The sequence below is a fragment of the Clostridium sp. genome, from assembly GCF_016650035.1.
Classification (GTDB): Bacteria; Bacillota; Clostridia; order Clostridiales; family Clostridiaceae; genus Clostridium_AD.
Window position 1 is genome coordinate 1 of the sequence record NZ_JAENWM010000118.1, and the last position, 9,550, is coordinate 9,550.

Below are 9,550 nucleotides of genomic sequence, written 5' to 3' on the forward strand. Positions count from 1 at the left end.
CATTTCTTCACTTAAAAATGAACGAGTAATGGCAAGTGATATTTTAAAAGGACCTGGTACAGAATTTAAGGGAGATATAAACGAGTTCATAGAATCTGTAAGAAAAGCTCTTTATGCAAGTAAAATATGTGCATATGCACAGGGATTTGCGCTTATGAAAGCTGCGGCAGAGGAGTATAGTTGGGACCTTAAGTATGGTGAAATCGCTAAAATATTTAGAGGTGGGTGCATTATTCGCGCTCAGTTCCTCAATAAGATAAGCGAAGCTTATGTAAAAGATGCTAATATCAAAAATCTAATGTTAGACTCATATTTCAAGGATATTCTTAATAGTTATCAAGTGGACTTACGATACGTAGTGTCCACTGCTGTGAATTTAGGTGTTCCAGTGCAAGGATTATCCAGTGCAATAATGTATTATGACAGCTATAGAAGTGAGAAACTCCCAGCGAACTTACTACAAGCACAAAGAGATTATTTTGGTGCTCATACTTTTGAAAGAACAGACAAAGAGGGAATATTTCATCATGAATGGGTAAATGGGACTAATGAAAAATAGTAAATATTAAAACCTACAGTTTATATTTTAGACTGTAGGCTTTTTTTCTATACTTTAGCGTAAAAGGATACTATGACTGTGCTGGGATTATAATAAGAGATGTTGTTTTTGATTATTTTTACAAATAAAGAAAAAAATAATAATTAAGAAGGTATTTTACAAAAGATGGCGAATATAATTAATATACCACTGGTAATACAACTGACATGTGCTGACTTATGTATGCATTAATTAATTAATAGCACAAGGTATATAAAGGAGAGGACAAATGGCAATTAAACCTATTAAACAAAACAATATCAGTAATCAGGTATTTGAACAAATAAAAGCTGAGATCGCAAGCGGAGAATGGCCACCTGGTTCAAGAATTCCATCAGAAAATGAATTTGTTAAGATGTTAAATGTCAGTAGGATAACTGTAAGAAATGCATTACAGAGGCTTATTGCCCTGGAATTGCTTGAGATAAGGCAAGGAGATGGGACATTTGTAAGAGGATTTTCAGCAGATATGTATATGAATTCGCTGATGCCTATGCTTTTTTTAGAAAAAACAGAAATACTTGAAGTTTTGGAATTTAGAAAGGTTATTGAAATAGAGACTGGCGCACTGACAGTTGAGCGGGCAACTGAGGAGGACATAAAAAAACTTGAGGCAATATATGAAAAAATGGAAAAATATATAGACAATGCTGAAAGGTTTGCTACTGAAGATCTAAATTTTCATATGGCTTTAGCTGAAACAACCAAAAACTCATTGGTTATTAAAGTTAATTATATAATTAAAGACATTCTAAGTGCTTCTATGTCCGCGATAGTAAGAAATTTAGGGGTTGATGATGGTCTTTATTATCATAAATTAATAATTGAAGCTATAAAGGAAAGAGACATGGAAAAGGTTAAAAGAACATTGAAAGATCATATAGTAACAACAATCGATAAAGTATCAAAAATAGACAGTAAATTAAAGGATATTGAAGTTATATGAACTCCTATAGACTAAAAGTCTTGTAGGTTTTATAAATAAAAGGAAGGTAGGTAATAAAAATGATATCTAAAGATACAGTCAAGTTTATACAAGGAAAAGCACTTCAACTAAGAGAAGATATAATTGACATAATTGGTGTAGGAAAAGTGGGACATCTTGGGGGTTCATGTTCATGCGCTGATATTGTTGCAGTATTGTACTTTCATAAAATGAATATAGATTCTAAGAATCCTAAAAATGAAGATCGTGATAGATTTTTATTAAGCAAGGGACATGCTGCATTAGTACAGTATGCAGCACTTGCAGAGGCAGGATTTTTCCCAAAAGAAGAATTACAAAATGTGAAATCTTTGGGTGCAATGCTCCAGGGACATCCTGATATGACAAAAACACCAGGAATTGAAGCAAACACTGGGTCACTTGGACAGGGGCTTTCAATAGCAAATGGTATGGCACTAGGACTTAGACTGGAAGAAAAAAAGAGCAGGGTATACGTTGTAATAGGTGATGGAGAAATGGCTGAAGGCCAAATATGGGAAGCTGCTATGACTGCTTCTAATTTTAAGATAGATAACATTGTAGCAATAGTGGATAGAAACAGAATTCAGGCAACGGGGTCTATAGTTGACAGGTTTAATACCAACCCTATCGTTCCTAAATGGGAAGCTTTTGGATGGAATGTAATAGTGATAGATGGACACGATGTAGAACAGATAATAGAAGCATTGGATAGTGCAGAAAAAGTAAAGGGTAAACCTACGGTTATAATAGCAGAAACAATAAAAGGAAAATCTATTTCTTTTGCAGAAAACAAAGCGGCATTTCATAATAGTGCATTGTCAATGGAACAATATGAGACTGCAAAGAAAGAACTAGAATCTATAAGATTGGAAGGTGGGTTATAAGATGAGTAAAGAAAGTTTAAGAATAGCATACGGTGAAACACTTGTTGAACTTGGCAAGGAAAATAAGAACGTAGTAGTACTAGAAGCTGACCTTGGTAAATCCACCATGTCATGTTTATTTCAGGACAAGTACCCTGAAAGATATTTTGAAATGGGTATAGCAGAGCAAAATATGGCATCAACGGCAGCGGGGTTATCGCTTACTGGGAAGATACCTTTTATCAGTACGTTTGCTGTGTTTATGTCTGGCAGAGCATATGATCAGATAAGGCAGACAATTTCCATTGCTAAATTAAATGTAAAAATATGTGGTTCAAGTTCTGGACTATCAGATTATGGGGACGGTTCAACACATCAATCAATTGAAGATGTTTCTATAATGAGAGCGATACCCAATATGACAGTAATAGTACCTGTTGATGCTATTGAGACAAGAAAAATGGTCAGGGCAATGGCACAGTATGAAGGTCCTGTATATTTAAGGATAAATCGAAATGACCTGCCGATATATACTAGTGAAAATACAGAGTACACTATAGGCGAAACATATACAATACGTGAAGGAAAAGATGTTGTAGTCTTTGCAAATGGAGTTATGATATCTAAGGCAATGGAGGCAGCAGAGGAACTTGAGAAGGCAGGGATATCTGTAAAGGTAGTTAATGTAAGCACAGTAAAACCTTTGGATGAAAAAGCAATAAAAGAAGCAATAGTGGGATGCAAAGCAGTTGTTACTGCTGAAGAACACAGTATAATAGGGGGACTTGGAAGTGCTATAGCTGAAGCTTTAAGACTAGAAACAAATCTTCCAATAGAGTTTGTTGGAGTAAAAGATTGCTTTGGTACATCATCTCAGAATTATGATGACTTGATGGAGTATTATGGATTAACTCCAAAGGCAATAAGCGATGCAGTATTAAAGTTGGTTCAAAAATAAAAATTGGAGGTAAATAATATGAATATAGGATTTATAGGTCTTGGAATAATGGGGAAACCCATGGCGAAACTTCTTTTAAAATCAGGCTATAGCGTTGTTGTATATGACTTATTTAAGGATTCAGTAAAGGAAGTTGTAGAAGTAGGTGCGCAGGAAGGTTTTTCACCAAAAGATGTGGCACAAAGAACAGATGTGATAATTACAATGCTTCCTAATTCACCTCATGTAAAGACTGTAATACTTGGAGAAAACGGTGTGATTGAGGGTATAAAGGAAGGCTCAATAATAATTGATATGAGCTCTATAGCGCCACTTGCATCTAAAGAAGTAGCAGCTGAGGTAGCAAAAAAAGGAGTGGAAATGCTAGATGCACCAGTTAGTGGTGGAGAACCAAAGGCAATAGATGGAACACTCTCAATTATGGTTGGTGGAAAGAAAGAAGTATTTGATAAGTGCAGCGATATACTTTCAATAATGGGTAAATCTGTTGTTCTTTGCGGTGAAATAGGTGCAGGAAATACAACAAAGCTCGCTAATCAGATAATAGTTGCACTTAACATTGCAGCAATGTCTGAGGCATTAGCCCTTGGAACAAAAGCAGGAGTTGATCCTGAAGTAATATATAATGCGATCAGAGGTGGACTTGCAGGAAGTACAGTGCTTGATGCCAAAGCACCTATGGTCTTAGAGGGTAATTTTAAGCCTGGATTTAAAATAGATCTTCATATAAAGGATTTAGCAAATGCAATAGAGACAGGACATGATGTTGGAGTTCCACTTCCTTTAACTAGCCAGATAATGGAGATATTACAGGCTTTAAAAGTTGATGGATATGGACAAAGCGACCACAGTGCTATAGTTAAGTTTTATGAGAAATTATCAAAAATTGAAGTCAGAAAGAATAGTAAGTAAGAATTATATAAAAGTATAACTCAATAACTCTTATTGAGTTATTGAGTTATACCATTAATGAAGTAATTAGAGTTGGGTTAATAACAATACTCACATTTGCATGAATAAATTATTTAAAAAAGAGAGGGGAGATAAAAAATGAAAGATTTATTTAATTTAAAGGGTAAAAAAATAATTTTAACTGGTGGTGCTGCTGGTTTAGGACGTAGCATAGTAGAAGGAATGCATGATGCTGGTGCCGAGGTTGCGATAATTGACATAGCAGATAATGTTTACGAGGCAGCAAAAGAAATACAGGGAAATGGAGCAAATGCGTATGGTATAAAGGCAGACCTCGGAAATAAAGAAAGTTTAGAAAAAGGATTCAATGAGGCAATAGAAAAATTAGGTGGATATCTTGATGTACTGGTGAATAATGCCGGAGTTCAAAAAAGATGCCCAGTAATAGATTTTACTCAGGAAGACTGGGATTTCGTAATTAAATTGAACCTTACTCAAGTATTTCAAATGAGTCAGTTGGCAGGCAAGATAATGATTAAAAGAGGTTATGGGAAAATAATTAACATAGCATCTATGAATACATTTATTACTGTAAAAAATATTTCTGCATATGCTGCAAGCAAAGGAGCCATTGGTCAGTTTACTAAGAGTCTTGCAAATGAATGGGGTGCTTTTGGAATAAATATAAATGCATTAGCACCAGGTTTTATAACAACCCCAATGACAGTTTCACTAAAGGACACTCCTGATAGATTGAAGCTATTAGAAAGAATACCTGCTGGAAGGTGGGGCTTACCAGAAGACTTGGTAGGAACTGCAATATATCTTGCTTCAAGCGCTTCAGATTATGTTAATGGAGCAATAATACCAATAGATGGAGGATTCTTGGCGAATTAAATTTTTTTAAATAAAACAGAAAAAAAATTTCATATTATGCTTGTATTTATTTTCCAATATGCTATAATAAATTTAAAGGAAAAATTCTCCATAAAATAGTTGCTTTGTATAATTTTTAACGTAAAAGAAAATTTTTTCCTAACTCTTCGAATATTTAATTGAACTAGATATTAGGAAAAGTTGCTTAAAGCAATTGCAACTTATTTGAAGAGAGTATAGTTTCAAAGTGAAAAATTGGTGTTCGAATTTTAGGTTTTAAGTCTTTTGGGATGAGCAAGACCCTGAGGAAATGTTTGATGCAGTTATTAATTCTATTAATTTTGTAGAAAATGAAAACGATATCAAAAAAATGAATCAATTTGTCACAGCCATGTATTAACTTCTGATGGTTAGAGTTTAGACACTGTTTTAATACTTCCAGAAGGAGTGAACGTCAAGTAGCCACTGTTTAACAACAAAACAAGAAAGGAAGAGGGGGAAATATGGAATCAAAAACTAGTACAGCTGAACAGCTAAATATTATTGATAAGGTATATGCTATGTTACAGAAAATAATAAAATATGCAATTGCAATATTTTTAACGGCTATGGTAGTCATAGTATTTGGTAATGTTATAAGTCGATATTTTCTAAATGTAGCAATTGCTTGGACAGAAGAAGTATCAAGGTTCCTGTTTATATGGGTTGTGTTTTTAAGTGCGGTTTTAGCATATGTGAATGATGAGCATCTAGGACTGGATATATTAAACAAAAAACTTCCTGAAAAGACTGGACAGGTAGTAGCAGTTATATGTGACATTATTGTAATGTATGCATTATATTTAATAACTGCTGGGGGACAAAGACTTGCTATGGAAAGTTGGAATTGGTTATCTCCTGCTACATCTTTCTCCTATGGTATTGTGTATTTGGTTGTACCAATCGGTGGAGGGTTAATGTTATTACAAACTCTACTAAAATTATACTACCATGTCAAAAAAATAGTATCTTAAAGGAGGAGATGTCATGTTACTATCGTTTCTATTAGCGTTATTTGGATTCATATTTCTAGGCGTTCCAATAGCCTTCAGTCTTATAATGACTACAGTAATACTTATGTTACTTTCATCAGGTAGTGTAGCACCTGCGATAATATCTCAGAGTATAGTAAGAGGTATAGACAGTTTTCCACTTATGGCCATTCCTTTCTTTATGTTAGCAGGAGAAATAATGAATGTTGGTGGAATATCAAAGAGAATAGTTTATTTTTCAAATGCATTAGTTGGGCATGTAACTGGAGGACTTGGGTATGTAGCGGTTGTAGCAAGCATGCTCTTCGCAGGAGTGTCTGGATCTGCAGTAGCAGATACTTCTGCTATTGGTTCCATACTTCTTCCTATAATGGATAAGGAAGGTTATGACAAGGTAAAGTCTACAGCTCTAGTAGTATCGGCAGGTTGCATAGGTCCTATCATTCCTCCAAGCATACCTATGATTTTGTTTGGTGTAATAGGTGGAGTATCTATTGTAAAGTTATTTTTGGGTGGTATAATACCGGGTGTATTAATAGGTATTGGACTTATGGTCATATGGTATTTCCATGCAAAAAAGTATAAATATAAATCCAATAAAAAACAATCGTTAAAAAGTGTTATAAAATCTGGAAAAGAAGCATTCTGGGCCTTGATTCTTCCAATAATCATATTAGGGGGTATTATATTCGGAATATATACACCTACGGAAGCAGCAGTTATTGCTGTAGTATATTCTTTTGTTATCAGCACCTTTGTTTACAAGGAGTTTAAAGCACACCATTGGTTAGATGTGTTGGTTTCTGCAGGAAAGACTACTGCGGTTGTAATGCTTGTATGTGGTGCGGCAACAGCGGCAGGATATTTAATTACCACAGCGCAGATACCTAAACTTTTATCAGATACTATACTGGCACTTGCAAATAACAATGTGATTATAGTAATGCTCTTAATAAATGTATTGCTTCTTGCAGTTGGTTGTGTAATGGATTTAACTCCGGCACTTCTTATATTAGGGCCGATTCTTCTTCCAATAGCATTAAGCTATGGTTTAGATCCCGTATACTTTGGTGTAGTTATGACTGTTAATCTCTGTATAGGTCTTATAACACCACCTGTTGGTACAGTTCTTTACGTTGGGTGCGGATTGTCCAAGTTATCTATGGCAGAACTTACAAAGCCTATACTTGGGTTTGTTGGGGTAATGATGGCAGTATTATTGTTAATAACTTACGTCCCTGGTTTAGTTACTTTTATACCAAATTTAGTAAAATAATACGTTTATTTATAAGAGGAAACTCTTTTCAAATAATAATATAAAATTCAAGGGGGGAAATTATGTCAAAGAAATTAATTTCAATGGTAGTAGCACTTGTTGTGGTTCCGATGCTGTTTACTGGCTGTTTAGCATCAAATAAGACAGCTGAACCAGCTAAAACAGAAACTCCAGTAATAGCCGAGGTAAAAGATGCGAAGGTTATCAAGATAAGTATGGGTGTTAATGAACAGCATCCATCATATTTAGCCAGCGTAAAATTCGGTAAAATAATAGCTGAAAAGACTGACGGTAGGTATGATGTACAAGTTTTCGCTAACGCACAGTTAGGTGATGACATAAAGGCAACTGAGGCTGTAAAAATGGGTAATCTTGAAATGACAGCGCCTTCTGCTTCACCACTTGTTGGGCTTGATCCTGACCTAAATGTACTTGACCTTCCATTCCTATTTCCTAATACTAAAGCTTCAGACGCAGTATTGGACGGCCCTGTAGGCGTTAAAATTGCTCAAAAATTGGAAAATAATGGTCTAAAATTATTGGCTTACTATGAAAACGGATTCAGAAACATAACTAACAGTGTACATGAAATAAAGACACCTGCTGACTTAAAGGGATTAAAAATAAGGACAATGGAGAATAAAATTCATCTTGCAGCATTTAAAGCTATGGGAGCAAACCCAACTCCAATGCCATTCAGTGAATTATTTACAGCAATGCAACAAAAAACTATAGATGGGCAGGAAAACCCTATTCCTACAATATACTTGTCAAAATTCAATGAAGTACAGAAGTATGCTACTTTAACAGAACATGTTTATGGACCACATTTGCTCTTAATAAACAAAGCGTTATTTGAATCAATGACTCCAGAAGATCAGAAGATATTCGAGGACGCAGCTACTGAATCAAAATTATACCAGAGAGAGACAAACAGAGCTATGGCTAACGATTATGTTGAGAAGCTCCGCGCCGAAGGAATGATAGTTACTGAACTCACAGCTGAGCAAAAGCAAGCATTCCAGGATGCATGTGCTCCAGTTTATAAGGAATTCGAAGCTTCAATTGGCAAGGATCTTATAGATGAAGTTCAGGCAGTTATTGAAAAGAATAAATAATTAAGCTTAAAATGGTATATAGAAGCGGTATCTTTATCACAAAGATATCGCTTTTAATCTGAAGGGGAATAACAATAAGAGGGGAGAGTTATTATGGATAAACAGCAATTTGGAGTTATAGGCGTTGGTGTCATGGGTAAAAATCTAGCTTTTAATGTTGAAAGCAGAGGCTTATCAGTTTCAGTATATGATCGGAGTAAAGTTGCAATAGATGAGTTACTTATAGATGCAAAAGAAAAAAACATTATAGGAACATATTCTGTAGAAGAATTCGTAAATTCTCTAGAAATTCCAAGAAAAATATTGATTATGATAAATGCAGGAAAACCTGTGGATGGCGCAATACAAGAATTAATACCATATATATCAAAGGGTGACATATTAATCGATGGTGGTAATTCGTTTTTTATGGATACAATACGCAGAAGCAAAGAGCTTGAGGAATTGGGTTTTAAATACATAGGCGCAGGAGTCTCTGGAGGCGAAGAGGGTGCTTTAAAAGGTCCCGCAATTATGCCTGGTGGTCAGTTGGACGCCTATAAAATAGTAGAACCGATTTTTAAAGCAATAGCTGCAAAAGTAGATGGAGACCCTTGTTGTACTTATATTGGTGCCAGTGGCGCAGGACATTATGTAAAGATGGTTCATAATGGTATAGAGTATGCAGATATGCAACTTATATGCGAGGCATATTCACTTTTAAAAGAAGTTGCAGGGCTTTCTAATGAGCAGCTTCATGATGTTTTTGCAGAATGGAACAAAGGTGAGCTTGATAGCTATCTAATGGAAATAACTAGTGAAATATTTATGCAAAAGGATAGCGAGTCTGGGGAAGACATGGTTGATATTATTTTAGATAAAGCAGGTCAAAAGGGAACAGGGAAATGGACTAGTCAAAGCGCTCTAGATTTAGCAGTACCAATTCCTACAATAACAGAGGCGGTCTTTGCA

The 9,550-nt window shown here is 35.1% G+C and carries 9 protein-coding genes and 1 pseudogene; all 10 read left to right on the forward strand.

The annotated features are described in order from the left end of the window. Positions 1 to 559, forward strand: a pseudogene (locus tag JJD95_RS18370) (NADP-dependent phosphogluconate dehydrogenase); the annotation flags it as partial. A gap of 268 nt (positions 560 to 827) precedes the next feature. Further along, positions 828 to 1,544 (forward strand): FadR/GntR family transcriptional regulator, encoded by a 717-nt coding sequence (locus JJD95_RS18375; protein WP_291644680.1) that lies wholly within the window; start codon positions 828 to 830, stop codon positions 1,542 to 1,544. A 59-nt stretch (positions 1,545 to 1,603) separates the two neighbouring features. Further along, a complete protein-coding gene (locus JJD95_RS18380; RefSeq protein WP_291644683.1) occupies positions 1,604 to 2,449 on the forward strand; it encodes a transketolase in 846 nt (281 codons plus the stop codon). Position 2,450: 1 nt separating this feature from the next. Continuing rightward, a complete protein-coding gene (locus tag JJD95_RS18385; protein WP_291644684.1) occupies positions 2,451 to 3,386 on the forward strand; it encodes a transketolase family protein in 936 nt (311 codons plus the stop codon). 18 nt (positions 3,387 to 3,404) lie between these two features. Continuing rightward, the gene (garR, locus tag JJD95_RS18390) at positions 3,405 to 4,298 is read left to right on the forward strand and encodes a 2-hydroxy-3-oxopropionate reductase (RefSeq protein ID WP_291644686.1); all 894 of its coding nucleotides are present in this window, start codon (positions 3,405 to 3,407) and stop codon (positions 4,296 to 4,298) included. A gap of 138 nt (positions 4,299 to 4,436) precedes the next feature. Continuing rightward, complete coding sequence (locus JJD95_RS18395; protein WP_291644688.1) at positions 4,437 to 5,195, forward strand: SDR family oxidoreductase; 759 nt, start codon at positions 4,437 to 4,439, stop codon at positions 5,193 to 5,195. A gap of 482 nt (positions 5,196 to 5,677) precedes the next feature. Then, positions 5,678 to 6,187, forward strand: a complete 510-nt coding sequence (locus JJD95_RS18400; RefSeq protein WP_291644690.1) for a TRAP transporter small permease — start codon at positions 5,678 to 5,680, stop codon at positions 6,185 to 6,187. A gap of 13 nt (positions 6,188 to 6,200) precedes the next feature. Beyond that, entirely contained in the window at positions 6,201 to 7,481 is a 1,281-nt protein-coding gene (locus JJD95_RS18405; RefSeq protein ID WP_291644692.1) for a TRAP transporter large permease subunit, read from the forward strand. 62 nt (positions 7,482 to 7,543) lie between these two features. Continuing rightward, complete coding sequence (locus JJD95_RS18410) at positions 7,544 to 8,599, forward strand: TRAP transporter substrate-binding protein (RefSeq protein ID WP_291644694.1); 1,056 nt, start codon at positions 7,544 to 7,546, stop codon at positions 8,597 to 8,599. Positions 8,600 to 8,692: 93 nt separating this feature from the next. Further along, the coding region (gene gndA / locus JJD95_RS18415; protein ID WP_291644696.1) for an NADP-dependent phosphogluconate dehydrogenase at positions 8,693 to 9,550 on the forward strand (858 nt) is incomplete at its 3' end.